Annotated in this window: 13 protein-coding genes; 9 read left to right on the top strand and 4 right to left on the bottom strand. The window is 73.2% G+C overall.

Features of this window, described 5'->3' with window-relative positions; translation table 11 throughout:
* Nucleotides 1-5: 5 nt before the first annotated feature.
* Complete coding sequence (locus tag ACF1BN_RS02640) at nucleotides 6-1,748, top strand: pyruvate dehydrogenase (RefSeq protein WP_392329751.1); 1,743 nt, start codon at nucleotides 6-8, stop codon at nucleotides 1,746-1,748.
* 115 nt (nucleotides 1,749-1,863) lie between these two features.
* Nucleotides 1,864-2,238, top strand: coding sequence for an ATP-binding protein (locus ACF1BN_RS02635; protein ID WP_392329750.1), 375 nt, complete (start codon nucleotides 1,864-1,866; stop codon nucleotides 2,236-2,238).
* A gap of 36 nt (nucleotides 2,239-2,274) precedes the next feature.
* On the opposite strand, the gene ACF1BN_RS02630 is transcribed toward ACF1BN_RS02635, so the two are convergent.
* Nucleotides 2,275-3,387 carry a DUF2637 domain-containing protein gene (locus ACF1BN_RS02630; RefSeq protein WP_392329749.1) on the bottom strand — a complete coding sequence of 371 codons (1,113 nt, stop codon included), beginning with the start codon at nucleotides 3,385-3,387 and terminating at the stop codon, nucleotides 2,275-2,277.
* A 213-nt stretch (nucleotides 3,388-3,600) separates the two neighbouring features.
* Nucleotides 3,601-4,470: a (2Fe-2S)-binding protein gene (locus ACF1BN_RS02625; RefSeq protein ID WP_392329748.1), complete on the bottom strand. Its 870-nt coding sequence runs from the start codon at nucleotides 4,468-4,470 to the stop codon at nucleotides 3,601-3,603.
* 194 nt (nucleotides 4,471-4,664) lie between these two features.
* Between ACF1BN_RS02625 and ACF1BN_RS02620 the strand changes: the two genes are divergently transcribed.
* From ACF1BN_RS02620 to ACF1BN_RS02610, 3 genes are all read left to right on the top strand, one after another.
* Nucleotides 4,665-5,537 (top strand): GntR family transcriptional regulator, encoded by an 873-nt coding sequence (locus tag ACF1BN_RS02620; RefSeq protein WP_392329747.1) that lies wholly within the window; start codon nucleotides 4,665-4,667, stop codon nucleotides 5,535-5,537.
* A gap of 56 nt (nucleotides 5,538-5,593) precedes the next feature.
* Entirely contained in the window at nucleotides 5,594-6,223 is a 630-nt protein-coding gene (locus ACF1BN_RS02615) for a hypothetical protein (RefSeq protein WP_392329746.1), read from the top strand.
* Nucleotides 6,224-6,332: 109 nt separating this feature from the next.
* Nucleotides 6,333-7,922: a hypothetical protein gene (locus ACF1BN_RS02610; RefSeq protein ID WP_392329745.1), complete on the top strand. Its 1,590-nt coding sequence runs from the start codon at nucleotides 6,333-6,335 to the stop codon at nucleotides 7,920-7,922.
* A gap of 65 nt (nucleotides 7,923-7,987) precedes the next feature.
* On the opposite strand, the gene ACF1BN_RS02605 is transcribed toward ACF1BN_RS02610, so the two are convergent.
* Nucleotides 7,988-8,791 (bottom strand): hypothetical protein, encoded by an 804-nt coding sequence (locus tag ACF1BN_RS02605; protein WP_392329744.1) that lies wholly within the window; start codon nucleotides 8,789-8,791, stop codon nucleotides 7,988-7,990.
* 294 nt (nucleotides 8,792-9,085) lie between these two features.
* A complete protein-coding gene (locus ACF1BN_RS02600) occupies nucleotides 9,086-10,780 on the bottom strand; it encodes a PucR family transcriptional regulator (protein ID WP_392329743.1) in 1,695 nt (564 codons plus the stop codon).
* Between the two features lie 316 nt (nucleotides 10,781-11,096).
* Between ACF1BN_RS02600 and ACF1BN_RS02595 the strand changes: the two genes are divergently transcribed.
* The 4 genes from ACF1BN_RS02595 (at nucleotide 11,097) to ACF1BN_RS02580 (ending at nucleotide 16,732) form a co-directional block, all read left to right on the top strand.
* A complete protein-coding gene (locus ACF1BN_RS02595) occupies nucleotides 11,097-11,987 on the top strand; it encodes an FAD binding domain-containing protein (RefSeq protein WP_392329742.1) in 891 nt (296 codons plus the stop codon).
* Nucleotides 11,988-11,989: 2 nt separating this feature from the next.
* Nucleotides 11,990-12,577, top strand: coding sequence for a (2Fe-2S)-binding protein (locus tag ACF1BN_RS02590; RefSeq protein ID WP_392329741.1), 588 nt, complete (start codon nucleotides 11,990-11,992; stop codon nucleotides 12,575-12,577).
* A gap of 2 nt (nucleotides 12,578-12,579) precedes the next feature.
* On the top strand, nucleotides 12,580-14,982 hold the full coding sequence (gene pucD / locus ACF1BN_RS02585) for a xanthine dehydrogenase subunit D (RefSeq protein WP_392329740.1): 2,403 nt from the start codon (nucleotides 12,580-12,582) through the stop codon (nucleotides 14,980-14,982).
* A gap of 277 nt (nucleotides 14,983-15,259) precedes the next feature.
* The gene (locus ACF1BN_RS02580) at nucleotides 15,260-16,732 is read left to right on the top strand and encodes an NCS2 family permease (protein WP_392329739.1); all 1,473 of its coding nucleotides are present in this window, start codon (nucleotides 15,260-15,262) and stop codon (nucleotides 16,730-16,732) included.
* Nucleotide 16,733 lies beyond the last annotated feature (1 nt).

Raw genomic sequence — 16,733 nt, 5'->3', positions numbered from 1 at the left:
GATCCATGGCCAAACAGAACGTAGCGGAACAATTCGTCGACATCCTCGTCCGCGCCGGTGTGCAGCGGCTGTACGGCGTCGTCGGCGACAGCCTGAACCCGGTCGTCGACGCCATCCGGCGCAACCCCGCCATCGACTGGATCCAGGTACGCCACGAGGAGACCGCCGCGTTCGCCGCGGGCGCCGAGGCGCAGATCACCGGGCGCCTCGCGGCCTGCGCGGGCTCCTGCGGCCCGGGCAACCTCCACCTCATCAACGGCCTGTACGACGCCCACCGCTCGATGGCCCCCGTGCTCGCCCTCGCCTCCCACATCCCGTCCAGCGAGATCGGGCTCGGCTACTTCCAGGAGACCCATCCCGACCAGCTGTTCCGCGAGTGCAGCCACTACAGCGAACTCATCTCCAACCCCAAGCAGATGCCCCGGCTGCTGCACACCGCCGTCCAGCACGCCGTCGGCCGCGGCGGCGTCTCGGTGGTCGCCCTCCCCGGCGACATCGCCGACCAGCCCGCGCCCGAGAAGGCCGCCGGATCGGCGCTCGTCACCACGCGCCCCACCGTCCGCCCCGGCGACTCCGAGATCGACGCCCTGGTGCGGATGATCGACGCGGCCGAGCGGGTGACGCTCTTCTGCGGCAGCGGCACCGCGGGCGCCCACGCCGAGGTGATGCAGTTCGCCGAGCGGCTGGCGGCCCCCGTCGGACACGCCCTCCGGGGCAAGGAGTGGATCCAGTACGACAACCCCTTCGACGTCGGCATGAGCGGACTCCTCGGCTACGGCGCCGCCTACGAGGCCACCCACGAGTGCGATCTGCTGATCCTGCTCGGCACCGACTTCCCGTACAACGCCTTCCTCCCCGACGACGTCCGGATCGTGCAGATCGACGTCCGCCCCGAGCACCTGGGCCGCCGCTCCCGGCTCGACCTCGCCGTCTGGGGGGACGTCCGGGAGACCCTCCGGTGCGTGATCCCCCGGATCAGGGCCCGCACCGACCGCCGCTTCCTCGACAAGATGCTGAAGAAGCACGCCGACGCCCTGGAGGGCGTCGTGAAGGCGTACACCCGCAAGGTCGAGAAGCACACCCCGATCCACCCCGAGTACGTCGCCTCCGTCCTCGACGAACTCGCCGACGACGACGCCGTGTTCACCGTCGACACCGGCATGTGCAACGTCTGGGCGGCGCGCTACCTCACCCCCAACGGGCGCCGCAGGATCATCGGTTCCTTCAGTCACGGCTCGATGGCCAACGCGCTGCCGCAGGCGATCGGCGCCCAGTTCACCGACCGGGGCCGACAGGTCGTCACGCTCTCCGGCGACGGCGGCTTCACCATGCTCATGGGCGACTTCCTCACCCTGGTCCAGTACGAACTGCCGGTGAAGATCGTGCTGTTCAACAACTCCGCGCTCGGCATGGTCGAGCTGGAGATGCTGGTCGCGGGACTGCCCTCGTACGGGACGACCAACCGCAACCCGGACTTCGCGGCCGTCGCCCGCGCGGCCGGCGCCTACGGGGTGCGCGTCGAGAAGCCCAAGCACCTGGCGGGCGCCCTCAAGGACGCCTTCCGGCACAAGGGCCCCGCCCTGGTCGACGTCGTCACCGACCCCAACGCCCTCTCCATCCCTCCGAGGATCAGCGCCGAGATGGTCACCGGCTTCGCCCTGTCCGCCGGCAAGATCGTCCTCGACGGGGGAGTGGGCCGGATGCTCCAGATGGCCCGGTCCAACCTGCGCAACGTGCCGAGGCCCTGAGCCGCCCGGGGCTCCGCGCATGCGGGCAGGCTCGCGGGGCAGGCTTCCCCGTGAGCCTGTTCGACACGATCGTGGGTGGGGGGCTATGGCCGGGAAGGCGCGACAGCCGACTCAGATGCTCAGAAAGGTGGGGGGAGCGGACCTGACCGCGGTGCCGGAGCTCCGGCACGCGTTACGCGAACTCCTCGGCGCCTGGGGCGAGCCCGGCGCCGGCGACGTCGCCGAACTGCTCACCAGCGAACTCGTCACCAACGCGCTCGTCCACACCGCGAACGGAGCGGTGGTGACCGCCACGGTCGACCCGGTCCAGCTCCGGGTCGAGGTCCGTGACTTCGAGCGCGGACTCACCGGCCCGCTCGTACCGCCCGCCGACGACGGTACGCACGGCCGGGGGCTCTTCCTCGTCAGGGAACTCGCCGACTCCTGGGGGATCGAGGAGCGCGGCGCCGGCAAGGTCGTCTGGTTCGAACTGAACGGCGGGGCCGCCTGAGAGGCGGCCCCGCCGTCCGGGTCCTGCGCGGTCCCGCTAGCCGAGCTGGCGCTTCATCTCGGAGAGTTCGCGCTCCAGGTTGTCGAACTCCGCGATCCGGGGGAGCGACTGGGTGTCGTCCTCCGCGGTGAGGTCCACCGTGCGGGCGTCGCCGCGGGCGTCACTCCGCCCGACGGCTTGCAGGGAGGGCCGGGGCCGTAGCGGCAGTTGTCCCGGGTCCGGTATGGCGGGTTCCGCGACGGCGGCGGAGACCGCCGGCGTCGCGGAACCCGGCCCGGACCCGGGGGCCTGGCCCCCGCCGGTCCCGGTGGCGGTGCCGAGCGCCGCCACCTCCACCTGGCGTCCGCCGCCGCGCCCGAAGGCCCGGTGCTGGCGGTTGAGCGCCTTGATCTGCGCCCGGTCGAGCTTGGCCTGCTCGCGCCGGCGGATCCGGTTCTGCTCCTTCTCCCGCCGGTCCTCGCGGACCTCGTCCACCGCCTCGTCCAGGGTCCGTACGCCCTCCAGGAGCATCAGCGACCAGGCCGCGAAGGTCTCGCGCGGAGCCCGTATCCACCGCACGATGCGGATCTGCGGCAGCGGGCGGGGCACCAGGCCCTGCTCGCGGAGCGCCGCCCGGCGGGTCTGCTTCAGCGCGCGGTCGAAGAGGACCGCCGCCGAAAGGGACATCCCCGCGAAGAACTGCGGGGCCCCGTCGTGGCCCAGGCCGCGCGGCGCGTGCACCCAGTTGAACCAGGCCGCCGCGCCCGCGAAGAGCCAGACCAGGAGACGCGAGCCGAGGGCCGCGTCGCCGTGGCTGGCCTCGCGGACGGCGAGCACCGAGCAGAACATCGCGGCGCCGTCGAGGCCGAACGGGACCAGGTACTCCCAGCCGCCGGTCAGGTTGAGGTTCTGCCGGCCGAAGCCGACGAGCCCGTGGAAGGAGAGCGCCGCCGCGACCGCGGCGCAGCAGAACAGCAGCCCGTACGAGGCGAAGCCGTAGATGGCCTCCTTGCGTCTGCGCCGCTCCTCGCTGCGCTCCCAGGAGTCCTCGGCCGCGGCCTGGTCACCGGCGCGCTTCCCGCGCGCGAGCACCGCAACCGCCGTCAGGACTCCGGCCACCAGCACGCCGCCCGGAAGCAGCCAGTCCAGCGATATGTCGGTCAGTCTCATGCGGTGTCCCTCGCATCGCAGTGGGGCGTTTGGCCGCCCATACTGTCCGACCGATCGGCGGGCACACGGGGTTTCGGGGCAAGAGCACGCCAACGGGGGCTCAGGGCATACGAATAGGTACCTTCTGGTCGAACGACCGGCCGCGAGGTCGCAGCGGCGTTCGATTCACGTCACTCGTGGGGGTGGTGTGAGCCGTGGGGGGCGGCGGGCGGCTCAGGCGGTCGCGGCGAGGCGGCGGACCCGGTCCGCGTCACAGGTGCGGGGGCAGGTGATGCAGGTGTCCTCGGGGCGCAGCGTGTAGAAGAAGCAGCAGGTGGCCCGGTCCCGGGTGGCGCGCGGCGTCCCGTCCGGCGCCTCGGCCCCCGGCAGCGGACGGAACGCCGCCCCGCCCGCGTACGGCTTCTCCGGCCTGCCCGTCGTCCCCGGCAGCAGCCGCTCGAGCTCGGACATCGCCCGCTCCTCCTCGCCGAGCAGGGCGCCGATGTACCAGAGGCTCTCCACGATCTCGTCCGTCACCATCCCCCACAGGGCGCGCCGGCCACGCCGCATCCGGGGGCCGAAGCCGGTGAGCAGGGCCTCGAAGTGCTCGGCGAGCGAGGCGCGCACCTCCGCGCGCAGCGCGTCCTCGTCGGGGACGACCCGGGCGCCGGGGAGGCCGGCGGCGGGGTCGTCCGGCAGGCAGGCGAACTCCTCGACGCGGACCGTCATCCGGCCCAGGGCCCGCTGGAAGGAGACGGCGTCGACGGGGAGGCGGGGGACCCTGCGGTGCAGGAACCACGGGACGGTGACCAGGAGGCAGGCGGGCCAGGCGTACCGGTGGAGACCGAAGCTGGCCACGACGTCGGGGCGGGCCTGCTGCCCGTAGTCGCGGAGCACCTGCGCGTTGTCCCAGGCGAGGAAGGCGTCGAGGGCGGCACCGCCGGCCGCCAGCTCCGCGGCGCCGACCCAGCCGGCACCGTGCGGCAGCCGTTCGTCCCCGGCCGACTCCTCGATCCGCAGGCCGGAGAAGACCTCGGCGAGTCGGGCGTACGAGGCCGCGACGGGCGAGGCGAGGGGCGAGGACAGCAGGGCGTGGACGGTCATGCGGACCACCGAATCGCGATCGTTAGCAGGTTAGCCTTACCTTACCCGAAACGTCATCGCGTCTCACCACCGGCGCCCCGCGGGCTGCCCGCCACCCGTGGGCGCGATCCCACGGAACGGTCATTTCGCCTATGGTGCACAGGGGACCCCGGTATCGCGAGCCGGGCCCGGCACGAGGCCGCAGGAGGACCCGGGTGGAGCAGGGCGCAGCGCGCGAGCGGGCGACGGAGGGACCGTCCGTGCGATTCGGCGACCCCGGGGACGGACGGCGGGACGACACCTACGGGACCGCCCGCGGAGCCTCCCCCCGGGAGGGGCGCGGAGCGGCGGACGGCGGGTACGGCGCCGCACCGGAGGGCCCGCGCGTCCCCGAGCAGGCCCGCGGCGAGCACACCCACGGCGAGACCCCCCTCCCCTTCCCCGGCGACGGCCCCCGCGCCGTGCGCCGGCACTCCGTCCGCGGCCAGATCCTTGACGCCCTGCGCACCGCCCTCGTCGCCGGCGAGCTGCGCCCCGGAGAGGTGTACTCCGCGCCCGCCCTCGGCGAGCGCTTCGGCGTCTCCGCCACCCCCGTCCGCGAGGCCATGCAGCGCCTCGCCGTCGAGGGCGCCGTCGAGGTCGTCCCCAACCGGGGCTTCCGCGTCGTCGTCCGCACCCCCCGCGAGCTCGCCGAGCTGGCCGAGGTCCGGGCGCTGATCGAGGTCCCCGTCATGCTCCGGCTGGCCCGCACCGTCCCGGCCGCCCGCTGGGCCGGGCTCCGCCCGCTCGCCGAGGCCACCGGCGCCGCCGCCGCCCGCGGCGACCGCGCCCACTACGCCGAGACCGACCGCGCCTTCCACCGCGCCGTCCTCGCCCTCGCCGGCAACGAGCAGCTCCTGGCCGTCGCCGACGACCTCCACCGCCGCTCCCAGTGGCCCCTCCTCAGCGCCCCGGTCCCGCGCCACGCGGACCTCGTCGCGGACGCCGCCGAGCACAGCGCCCTCCTGGACGCCCTCGCCGCGCAGGACCTCCCGGTCGTCGAGGCCCTCGTGCGCGAGCACTTCACGGGCGCGAACGGAGAGGTGTGAGCCTCCGCTAGGCTGGGTTGATCATGTCAATCCACCGAGTCACAGGGGGACTTCGGATGAGGACAGGTTTACGTGCCACGGCCGTCGCGGCGGCGCTGCTGATCGGCCTGACGGGATGCGCGGGCGACGCCCTCGACGCCCTCGACGAGGCCACGGGCGAGGGCGACAACATCTCGCTCGACGCGACCGGGCTGTCCCGCGCGCTGCCGCGCGACACCGACGTAGGTGACGCGTTCCAGGGCAGCGCGCCGGTCACGGCCCAGGGCGCCGAGGCGGTCGAGCTCTGCACCGGGCGGACGGACGCGCCCTGCGAGGGCGTCACGCTCGGCGGACTGCGGGAGACCGTGGCGGGCGGCTCCTCCGACCAGCGGATCGACTACCTGCTCTTCGTCTTCGGTTCGCAGGAGCAGGCCACCACCCACGTGGAGAAGATGACGGCCGGCTGGAAGAAGGCCGACGTCCAGAAGAAGCGCTCCGTGAAGCCGCTGACCTTCGACAGCGGCGCCGACACCACCGAGGCGTTCACCTACAGCGATCCGGAGGGGACCAACGTCTACATGCGTGTCGGCTCGGTCGTCTCCTACGTCGCGGGCAGCCGCGTCTCCGCCGAGAAGGCGCAGGAGGCGGCGAAGATGCAGGCCGACCGGATCAGGACCATCGCGGCGGGCCACGACCCGAAGAAGTGACCCCCGTCCCGGGGGGACCGGACCCGTGACGGGACGGTCTCCCCGGGCTCCGCGCCCACTAAGGTCGTGGTCGACAGTCGCCCGTACCGCGCCGCCGTGAGGTTGCCCCATGCCGTCCGCGACCCCGTCCCCGGCGGACGGACGCCGACCTTCCCCCACGGGTACGCATCCCGGGGCCGCCGCCCTGCTCGGCTGGCTCACCGACCCCGACGCCCCCCGCCTGTGCCTGGTCACCGGCGCCCCGGGCAGCGGCAAGACCGCCCTGCTCGGCTGGCTCGCCGCCCACGGGACCCGGGCCCGGCGCGGCCGGCGGCGCACCGACCGGATCCTCGTCCCGCTCGCCGGGCAGAGCGCCCTCGGCACGGCCTGGACGCTGGCGAACCGGCTGGGCGTGGTCGCCAGGACACCGGCCGACCTCGGCCACGCGCTCGCCACCAGCGAGGCCCGCCGCACCGGCCGGACCGTGCTGCTCCTCACCGATCTGCACGCCGCCGCCGAACCGGACGCCGTCACCGAGCTGCTCGCCGGACTCGCCGAGGTCGGGCGGATCCGGCTCGTCGTGGAGACCCGTACCGGCACCCGGCCGCCGCGCGCCGCCCGTACCACCGTGGTCGACCTCGACGGGGAGGGGAGCCCGGAGCCCGCGCGGGCGGTCCCGCCGCTCCCCGACCTCTCCGATCCCGTCGCCGTCTGCGCCGCCGACCCCCTCCTCGTCACCACCGGCTACACCACCGCCTCCGCCGACGACCACGGCGGGCTGCGCGACGCCTGGCTGCGGGCCGGGCAGGCGCTGTGCGCGGCGGACGGACCGGCTGACCGGGCGCTGGTGCTGCTCACTGCGCTCGGCGACGGGGCCGACCCCCGGCTGCGGCCCGCCCTCACCGCACGGGCGGCGCCGGCGGCGTGGCGGGTGCGGTGGGCCCGGCACCGGGGCGACGTCTCCCCACCGTGGCCCGGCCCGGTCGCCGTGCTCGGCGCCACGGCCGGCGGGCCCTCGGCCGAGCTCGTGCTCGTCGGCGACCGCACGGGCACGGTCCGGCTGCTGCGGGAGGCGGACGCCTCCGGCGAGGGGCGGCTCGCCCACCGGGTCGGCGGCCGGATCACCGCCCTCGCGCCCACCGCCGACGGGACGGTGCTGCTGCTCGACGAGCGCGGCCGGCTGCACACCGTACGGGGCACGGCGCCCCGCCCGCCGTATCTGGAGCGGCTCACCGAGGCTGTCTCCACCACCCTCTCCCGGCACCCCGGCACGGCGCTCGCGGCCATCGCGGGCTCCGTGGTGGTGGGGGACCGGCTCGGCTCGGTCCACGCCTTCGGCGTCAACGGCCTCCACCAGGCCGCCTCGCACAGCGGCCGGGTCACCGCCGTGACAGCCGTCGAGTCGGAGGCGCCGTTCGTCTGCTCGGGCGGCGCCGACGGGACCGTACGGCTCTGGACACCGGGGCGGGCGCCGGTCCCCGAACCGCTGGCGGAGCGCCCGTCGCCCGTCGTCGCCCTGCACGCCGCCCCGGCCCCCGGCGGCCCGCTGGTCGCGGCCGCCTGGGCCGACGGACGGGTCGAGCTGATCCCGGCCGAGGGAGGCCGGCGGCTCGCCTTCCGGCCGGGCCCGGCGGTCCGCGCCGTCGCGGTCACGGCCACCGGTGCCCTCCTCGTCGGAACGGACGAGAGCCTCATCTGCCTGGAGCCGAGGGGCGAGTGAGGGTGCGTCATCCCTCGATCGGCAGGTGACCGAGCGTCACCGTGGCCTGCGGGGGCGCCTGTCGGTCACATGGCCGTCCGGGGTGTCAACTGCCCCGCCAGCCACGTCGGTACGCCGCCGAGGAGGCGGAAGAGGCGCCGGGCCTCGGCGCGCAGCCGGCCCGCCTCCGGCTCCGTCTCTGTGTCGGCCAGGGCCGTGAGCGCCGGGGCCGTCCCCACCAGATAGCCCAACTCCTCCCGGATCCGGAGCGATTCGGCGAAGCCGTGCCGGGCCTCCGCCAGCTCGCCCTCGCGCAGCGCGAGACCGGCGAGATGGCGCCAGGTGGAGGAGAGCAGCAGCGAGTCGCCCTGCGCGGTGGCACCGGCGTGCGCGCGGCGGTACGCGGCCCGGGCCGCCTGCGGGGAGTCGCCCAGGTTCTGGGCGATCAGCCCGCGCCGGTAGTCCAGGAGCGGCCGGCCCGCCTCCGAGGGGGCGATGAGGGCGGCCGCGCGGCCCAGCGCCATCCGGGCCTCGTCGGCGCGGTCCCTGACCCCCAACAGGGTGGAGGCGTAAGCGAGATAGCCACGTTCGCAGGCCGCCGCCCCGCGCTCCTCGTCGCTGCTCGCGACCGCCTCGGCGGCGCGCAGCGCCTCCTCGGCCTCGGCCCAGCCCTGTTCGGTGTAGAGGCAGCGCTCGATCAGCAGCGCGGCCCGTTCGAGCGCGGCGGCCGGTTCGTGGGCCCGGGGGGCGAGCAGCGCCGCCGCGTCGGCCCAGCAGCCGCGTGAGCGGAGCCGCCACACGGCGGTCTCCACCGGAGTCTCCTTGCCGTGGGCGGGGGACGGGCTTCCGCCGCCCCCTGATTCGGAACCAGACATGGCGGTGTCCGCCACATTGCCCTCCCCGAGCGCGCCATCGAGCTGTTGAGTAGGACGGCATCTCAGCACGAACGGCCGCACCCGGCCAAGGGGTCGGGTGAAAAATTTCACAAAGCCGCGGGACGCGCGTGACGCCCCGCCGGGACCGGGTCCGACGGGGCGTCAGGGGGCGCCGAGGCCCGTGATCACGGGGGTGATCAGGGAGAGGCGTGGTGCGGCGGCCCCCGCCGGAGGGGCGGACCCGGGGGCCCGCCGCCACTCCTCCGGACTCAACCGAAGGAGTGAATTCCGCACCGGGGGGCGGCCGCGTCAGCTCATCCGCAGGGCCAGGAAGAAGTCGAGCTTGTCCTCCAGACGGGACAGATCGCGGCCCGTCAGCTGCTCGATCCGGCCCACCCGGTAACGCAGCGTGTTCACGTGCAGGTGCAGCCGCGTCGCACAGCGCGTCCAGGAGCCGTCGCAGTCCAGGAACGCCTCCAGGGTCGGGATCAGCTCCGCCCGGTGGCGCCGGTCGTAGTCCCGCAGCGGGTCGAGCAGCCGGGCCGTGAAGGCGCGCCGCACGTCGTCCGGGACGAACGGCAGCAGCAGGACGTGCGAGGCCAGCTCGTGGTGCCCGGCCGCGCAGACCCGGCCCGGGCGGGCGGCGGCGACCCGGCGGGCGTGCCGGGCCTCCTCCAGGGCGCCGCGCAGCCCCTCGGCCGAGTGCACGGCGGCGCTGACGCCCAGCGTGAGCCGCCCGTCGTCGGCGAGGCCGGCCGAGAGCGGAGCGCGTACCGCCGCGAGCAGGGCGTCGGCGTGCAGGCCCAGGGCGGTCGCCGGGCCGTCGTCCTCGCTCTCCGGCAGCGGCCCGGCCGCCAGCGGCACCAGGGCGATGGCCTCGTCGCCGGTGTGGGCCACCGCGATGCGGTCGGCGGACTCGGCGCCGACGGTCGACGGGTCGACCAGGATCTCCTCCAGGAGCGCCTGGGTGACCGGTCCCGGCTCCACCGGAGACTGCCCGCCCTCCTGGTCCCACTCGACGCGGGCGACGACGACCTGCCAGTGCGGGGCGGCGCCGAGGCCGGGCAGCAGCACCGGGGCGGCGACCCGGAGGCGGGCCGCGATCTCGGCGGGAGCAGCGCCCGTCTGGACCAGCTCCAGGACCTCCTGGGCGAGCCGGCGCCGGACCGTGCGGGCCGCGTCGCGCCGGTCGCGCTCGACGGAGATCAGCTGGGTGACGCCCTGGAGCAGGTCGAGACGGGCGGCGGGCCAGTCCCCGGCGTCCGCCTCGACGGCGAGCAGCCAGTCGGACAGGACGGTCTCGCGGACGTCCCGGGAGGCGGGGGCCGCGGCCCGGCCGGTGTTCCGGATCGGGAAGAGCGAGTACGCGGTGCCCTGGGCGGTCAGCCGGTGCGGGCCGCGCCGGCCGGTCCGGGTGGCCGCCAGGTGCTCGCCCGCCAGTCCGGCCGCGAGGGCCGGGTCCAGCGGGTCGCCGGCGCCCGCGATCTGCCGCCCGGTGGGGGAGAGGACCCAGGCGCGCAGGTCCAGGTCGGAGCCGAGCAGGTCGAGCACGGCCTCCGGGCCGCCACCCGCCGGTCCGGAGGTCATCAGACGCCTGTGGCGATCGACGACGGCCGCCAGGTCGCCGGCGCGCTCGCCGGACACCTGTCGAACGACATGTTCCGTGATCGTCGCGAACGCAACGGATTCGTTGACCGCGAACAGCGGCAGCCGGTGGCGTGAACACGCCTGTACGAGATCGTCGGGGATGTCGCCCAGCTCGGCCTCCCCGGCCGCGAGCGCGGCGACCCCGGCCTGGCTGAGGATCCGGACGAAAGGCTCCGCCTCCGCCGAGTCCCCCAGCCAGGCCAGCCCGGTGAGGACCAGCTCGCCGCCGGAGAGGTAACGGCTGGGATCCTTGAGGTCTGTGGTCATCACGCCACGGACCGTGCGGTCCAGCTCGTCCTCGCCGCCCAGCAGGCGCAGCCCGAGCGCGTCGTTCTCCAGCAGTGCGCGCAGCCGCATGGTGTCGCCGCCGTTCCTTCAAGTGGGTGGTGGGGTTGTCGCGTATTCGACGGGTGGGGTCGATCAGGTGGTCACGCCGTTTCCAGGGGGAAACGGCGAGGTGTCCGCCGACCGTCTTTCGTTCGAATCTACAAGACGTGCCGGGGCACCGGCCAACTCCTTCATGTTTTCGGTTACTGCACACGGGCCGGGCTGGCTTGTGTACTAGGCCACACACCGCGTGAACAGGACATGAACACCGAAGTCGAGGGCCGAACGTCCCCCAGGGCCCAGACGTCCGACCCCCGATCACCAGAATCACTAGAAGAGAGCCACCATGGACTTCCTTCGCCCCGCCAGCTGGGAGGAGGCGCTCGCCGCCAAGGCAGAGCACCCCACGGCCGTGCCCATCGCCGGCGGTACCGACGTCATGGTCGAGATCAACTTCGACCACCGGCGCCCCGAGTACCTGCTGGACCTGAACCGCATCGAGCTGCTGCGCGAGTGGGAGGTCGGCGAGGAGAACGTCCGACTCGGCGCTTCCGTTCCGTACACGCAGATCATGGAGAACCTGCGGACCGAGCTGCCCGGCCTGGCGCTCGCGTCCCACACGGTCGCCTCCCCCCAGATCCGCAACCGGGGCGGCGTCGGCGGCAACCTCGGCACCGCCTCCCCGGCCGGTGACGCCCACCCCGCCCTCCTCGCCGCCGGCGCCGAGGTCGAGGTCGAGTCGGTCCGAGGCAGCCGCTTCATCCCGATCGACGAGTTCTACACCGGCGTGAAGCGCAACGCGCTCCAGCCCGACGAGCTCATCAAGACCGTCCACATCAAGAAGGCGGACGGCCCCCAGCAGTACTCCAAGGTCGGCACCCGCAACGCGATGGTCATCGCCGTCTGCGCCTTCGGCCTGGCGCTCCACCCGGAGACCCGGACCGTGCGCACCGGCATCGGCTCCGCCGCGCCGACCCCGATCCGCGCCAAGGAGGCCGAGGCCTTCCTGAACGCGGCTCTGGAGGAGGGCGGCTTCTGGGACAACGGCAAGATCATCACCCCCGCGATCGCCAAGCAGTTCGCCGACCTCTGCTCGGCCGCCGCCAACCCGATCGACGACGTCCGCGGCACCGCCAAGTACCGCCGCCACGCCGTCGGCATCATGGCTCGCCGCCAGCTCGGCTGGACGTGGGAGCAGTACCGCGGCGCCGGCCGCACGCTTGAGGGAGCTGCATAACCATGCGCGTGAATTTCACGGTCAACGGTCGTCCGCAGGAAGCCGACGACGTCTGGGAGGGCGAGTCCCTTCTCTACGTGCTCCGCGAGCGCATGGGCCTGCCGGGCTCCAAGAACGCCTGCGAGCAGGGCGAGTGCGGCTCCTGCACCGTCCGTCTCGACGGCGTGCCGGTCTGCTCCTGTCTGGTCGCCGCCGGCCAGGTCGAGGGCCGCGAGGTCGTCACGGTCGAGGGCCTCGCCGAGTTCGCCAAGGACCGCGCCGAGCACGGCGGTTGCGCCTCCGGCGCCTGCGGCACCACGCTCGACCAGGCCAAGCGCTGGGAGGCGAAGCCCACCCAGGACTCGCAGACCGGCGAGGGCGTCGAACTGAGCCCGATCCAGCAGGCGTTCATCGACGCCGGCGCCGTCCAGTGCGGCTTCTGCACCCCGGGTCTGCTGATCGCCGCGGACGAGCTCCTGGAGCGCCAGAGCGACCCGTCCGACCAGGACATCCGTGAGGCCCTCTCCGGCAACCTGTGCCGCTGCACGGGCTACGAGAAGATCCTCGACGCGGTCCGCCTCGCGGCCGCCCGTCAGGGAGAGGCGGTCTGACCATGGCTCAGAACACGCGCACCGCTCCGGCGGGCACGCCGACCAACGTCACCCAGAAGCACACCAAGGGCGGCATCGGCGAGTCCACCCTCCGCCCCGACGGCACCCTCAAGGTCACCGGCGAGTTCGCGTACTCCTCGGACATGTGGCACGAGGACATGCTCTGGGGCCAGACGCTCCGCTCCACCGTCGCGCACGCCGAGATCGTCTCCATCGACATCTCCGAGGCGCTCGCGATGTCCGGCGTGTACGCCGTCCTCACGTACGACGACCTGCCGACCGAGGTGAAGAACTACGGTCTGGAGATCCAGGACACCCCCGTCCTGGCCCACGGCCGGGTCCGCCACCACGGCGAGCCGGTGGCCCTGATCGCCGCCGACCACCCGGAGACCGCCCGCCGGGCGGCCGCCAAGGTCAAGATCGAGTACAGGGAACTGCCGGTCGTCACCGACGAGGCCTCCGCCCTCGCCCCCGACGCCCCGCTGATCCACGAGGGCCGCGACGACCACCACTCCGGTCACGTCCCGCACCCGAACATCGTGCACCGCCAGCCGATCATCCGCGGCGACGTGGCGGAGGCCCGCAAGCGCGCCGACGTCATCGTCGAGGGCGAGTACGTCTTCGGCATGCAGGACCAGGCCTTCCTCGGCCCGGAGTCCGGCCTCGCCGTGCCGTCCGAGGACGGCGGTGTCGACCTGTACGTCGCCACCCAGTGGCTGCACTCGGACCTCAAGCAGATCGCCCCGGTCCTCGGCCTGCCCGAGGAGAAGGTCCGCATGACGCTCTCCGGCGTCGGCGGTGCCTTCGGCGGCCGCGAGGACCTGTCGATGCAGATCCACGCCTGCCTCCTGGCGCTCCGCACCGGCAAGCCGGTCAAGATCGTCTACAACCGCTTCGAGTCCTTCTTCGGCCACGTGCACCGCCACCCGGCGAAGCTGCACTACGAGCACGGCGCCACCAAGGACGGCAAGCTCACCCACCTCAAGGCCCGGATCGTCCTCGACGGCGGCGCCTACGCCTCGGCCTCCCCGGCCGTGGTCGGCAACGCTTCCTCGCTCGGCGCCGGCCCGTACGTGATCGACGACGTCGAGATCGAGGCCGTCGCGCTGTACACCAACAACCCGCCCTGCGGCGCCATGCGCGGCTTCGGCGCGGTCCAGGCGTGCTTCGCCTACGAGGCCCAGATGGACAAGCTCGCGGCCAAGCTCGGCATGGACCCGGTGGAGTTCCGCCGGCTCAACGCCATGGAGCAGGGCACGATCATGCCGACCGGCCAGGTCGTGGACTCCCCGGCCCCGGTCTCCGAGCTGCTGCGCCGGGTCAAGGCCCGCCCGCTCCCGCCGGAGCAGCAGTGGCTCGCCGCAGGTGAGCAGGCGGACGTCCGGGCGCTCCCGGGCGGTCTGTCCAACACCACGCACGGCGAGGGCGTCGTCCGCGGTGTCGGCTACGCCGTCGGCATCAAGAACGTCGGCTTCTCCGAGGGCTTCGACGACTACTCCACCGCCCGCGTGCGCCTGGAGGTCATCAACGGCGAGACCGTCGCGATGGTCCACACGGCCATGGCCGAGGTCGGCCAGGGCGGTGTCACCGTCCACGCCCAGATCGCCCGTACGGAGCTGGGCGTCACCCAGGTGACCATCCACCCTGCCGACACCCAGGTCGGCTCCGCCGGCTCGACGTCCGCCTCCCGGCAGACGTACATGACCGGTGGCGCGGTGAAGAACACCTGCGAGAAGGTGCGCGAGGCCGTCCTGGAGATCGGCCGCCGCAAGTTCGGCTCGTACCACCCCGCGTGGGCCACCGCCGAACTGCTCCTGGAGAACGGCAAGGTCGTCACCGACGGCGGCGAGGTCCTCGCGGACCTGGCCGACGTCCTGGAGGGCGAGGCCGTGGACCAGGAGCACGAGTTCCGGCACCGCCCGACCGTCCCGTTCGACCTGGTCACCGGCCAGGGCGACGGCCACGTCCAGTACACCTTCGCCGCGCACCGCGCGGTGGTGGAGGTGGACACCGAGCTCGGCCTCGTGAAGGTCATCGAGCTCGCGACCGCCCAGGACGTGGGCACGGCGCTCAACATGCTCTCCGTCGTCGGCCAGATCCAGGGTGGCACCACCCAGGGCCTGGGCGTCGCGGTGATGGAAGAGATCATCGTGGACCCGAAGACCGCGAAGGTGCGCAACCCCTCCTTCACGGACTACCTGATCCCGACGATCCTCGACACGCCGACCATCCCGGTCGACGTACTCGAACTGGCCGACCCCAACGCGCCGTACGGCCTGCGGGGACTCGGCGAGGCCCCGACCCTGTCGTCCACCCCGGCCGTCCTCGCGGCGATCCGGAACGCGACCGGCCTGGAGCTGAACAAGACGCCGGTCCGCCCCGAGGCGCTCACCGGCACCCTGTAGGACCCTCCGGGCGGTGTGTGCCTTCCCAGGAACGTCACACCTTCCCCGCCCGCACCGCCCGGAGTCGTACCCCCCCCGCAGTACCGAAGTACCCGCAGTACCGAAGTACCCGCAGTACCCCGCAGTACCGAAGTACCTGCAGTACCGCACCACCCCGTTCGTCTCGGGCCGTCCCCCGGGTCGTGCAGCCAACGCAATATCCCAAATCCCGCAGCTTCAACGTCAGAGCTTCCGAAGTCTGATGCGGGTGCCCCTTTGAACCTTGGGAGTAGGCCCCATGACCCAGTCGTCTGTGGAGCCCAAGACCGCCGCGGAAGACGCGGGCTCCGGCTCGCGCAACCCCGCCGGACGTTCTTGGCTCGACCGGTACTTTCACATCTCGGAGAGAGGATCCTCCGTCAGCACGGAGATCCGCGGTGGCGTCACCACCTTCATGGCGATGGCGTACATCCTCCTGCTCAACCCGATCCTCCTCGGGGGGCCGGACGTCGACAAGAACGTCCTCGCCTCCTCGGCCGTCATCACCGCGACCGCCCTCGCGGCGGCGGTGACCACCCTGCTGATGGGCTTCGTCGGCAAGGTGCCGCTCGTCCTCGCGGCCGGCCTCAGCGTCTCCGGTGTGCTCGCCACCCAGGTGGTGCCGCAGATGACCTGGGCACAGGCCATGGGCATGTGCGTGGTCTACGGTCTGGTGATCTGTCTCCTGGTCGTCACCGGCCTCCGCGAGATGATCATGAACGCCATCCCGCTGCCGCTCAAGCACGGCATCACCATCGGCATCGGCCTCTTCATCGCGCTCATCGGCTTCAACAAGGCCGGCTTCGTCGGCGCCGGCCCGCAGTTCGGCCCGCCCGTCACCATGGGCTCCGGCGGCGAACTCGTCGGCTGGCCCGTCCTGATCTTCGCGGTCACCCTGCTCGCGATCTTCGCCCTCCAGGCCCGCAAGGTCCCGGGCGCGATCCTCATCGGCATCGTCGGCGGCACGATCATCTCGCTGATCGTCAACGCGGTCGCGGACATCCCGGCCAAGGGCGCGGGCGCCTGGGCCAACGGCGCGCCCGAGCTCAAGGGCGGCGCGGTCTCCGCCCCCGACTTCTCGATCTTCGGCGACGTCGACTTCGGCGGCTGGGGCGACGTCGGCTACATCACCGTCGGCGTGATCGTCTTCACCCTGGTGCTCGCCGGCTTCTTCGACGCCATGGCCACCATCATCGGCGTCGGCACCGAGGCCAACCTGGCCGACGACAAGGGCCGCATGCCCGGTCTGTCCAAGGCCCTCTTCATCGACGGCGCGGGCGGCGCGATCGGCGGCGTCTCCGGCGCCTCCGGCCAGACCGTCTTCGTGGAGTCCGCCACCGGCGTCGGCGAGGGTGCCCGTACCGGCTTCTCCTCGGTGATCACCGGCCTGTTCTTCGCGGCCTGCCTCTTCTTCACCCCGATCACCCAGATCGTGCCCCGCGAGGTCGGCTCCGCCGCCCTGGTCGTCATCGGCGCGATGATGATGATGAACGCCAAGCACGTGAACTGGGGCGACAGCTCCGTCGCCATCCCGGTCTTCCTGACCGTGGTGCTGATGCCGTTCACCTACAGCATCACCCCGGGCGTCGCGGCCGGCGTCATCGCCTACACCGTCATCAAGGTGGCGCAGGGCAAGGCCCGCGAGGTCGGCGCGTTCATGTGGTGCCTGACCGCGATCTTCATCGTGTTCTTCGCCCTTCACCCGATCGAGGGATGGCTGGGAGTCAGCTGAC

Origin of the sequence: Streptomyces sp. NPDC014861 (genome assembly GCF_043081625.1) — a bacterium.
Classification (GTDB): domain Bacteria; phylum Actinomycetota; class Actinomycetes; order Streptomycetales; family Streptomycetaceae; genus Streptomyces.
The sequence above is the reverse complement of the archived record's forward strand: the minus strand, read 5'-3'. Positions and strand labels throughout refer to the sequence as shown.

Bases quoted from the DNA above. Each gene is read 5' to 3' on its own strand.
- ACF1BN_RS02625 (WP_392329748.1), bottom strand. From the start codon at position 4,470: ATGACCGTCCACGCCCTGCTGTCCTCGCCCCTCGCCTCGCCCGTCGCG.
- ACF1BN_RS02640 (WP_392329751.1), top strand. From the start codon at position 6: ATGGCCAAACAGAACGTAGCGGAACAATTCGTCGACATCCTCGTCCGC.
- ACF1BN_RS02595 (WP_392329742.1), top strand. From the start codon at position 11,097: ATGGACTTCCTTCGCCCCGCCAGCTGGGAGGAGGCGCTCGCCGCCAAG.
- ACF1BN_RS02610 (WP_392329745.1), top strand. From the start codon at position 6,333: ATGCCGTCCGCGACCCCGTCCCCGGCGGACGGACGCCGACCTTCCCCC.
- ACF1BN_RS02590 (WP_392329741.1), top strand. From the start codon at position 11,990: ATGCGCGTGAATTTCACGGTCAACGGTCGTCCGCAGGAAGCCGACGAC.
- ACF1BN_RS02630 (WP_392329749.1), bottom strand. From the start codon at position 3,387: ATGAGACTGACCGACATATCGCTGGACTGGCTGCTTCCGGGCGGCGTG.
- ACF1BN_RS02615 (WP_392329746.1), top strand. From the start codon at position 5,594: ATGAGGACAGGTTTACGTGCCACGGCCGTCGCGGCGGCGCTGCTGATC.
- ACF1BN_RS02580 (WP_392329739.1), top strand. From the start codon at position 15,260: ATGACCCAGTCGTCTGTGGAGCCCAAGACCGCCGCGGAAGACGCGGGC.
- ACF1BN_RS02600 (WP_392329743.1), bottom strand. From the start codon at position 10,780: ATGCGGCTGCGCGCACTGCTGGAGAACGACGCGCTCGGGCTGCGCCTG.
- pucD (WP_392329740.1), top strand. From the start codon at position 12,580: ATGGCTCAGAACACGCGCACCGCTCCGGCGGGCACGCCGACCAACGTC.
- ACF1BN_RS02635 (WP_392329750.1), top strand. From the start codon at position 1,864: ATGCTCAGAAAGGTGGGGGGAGCGGACCTGACCGCGGTGCCGGAGCTC.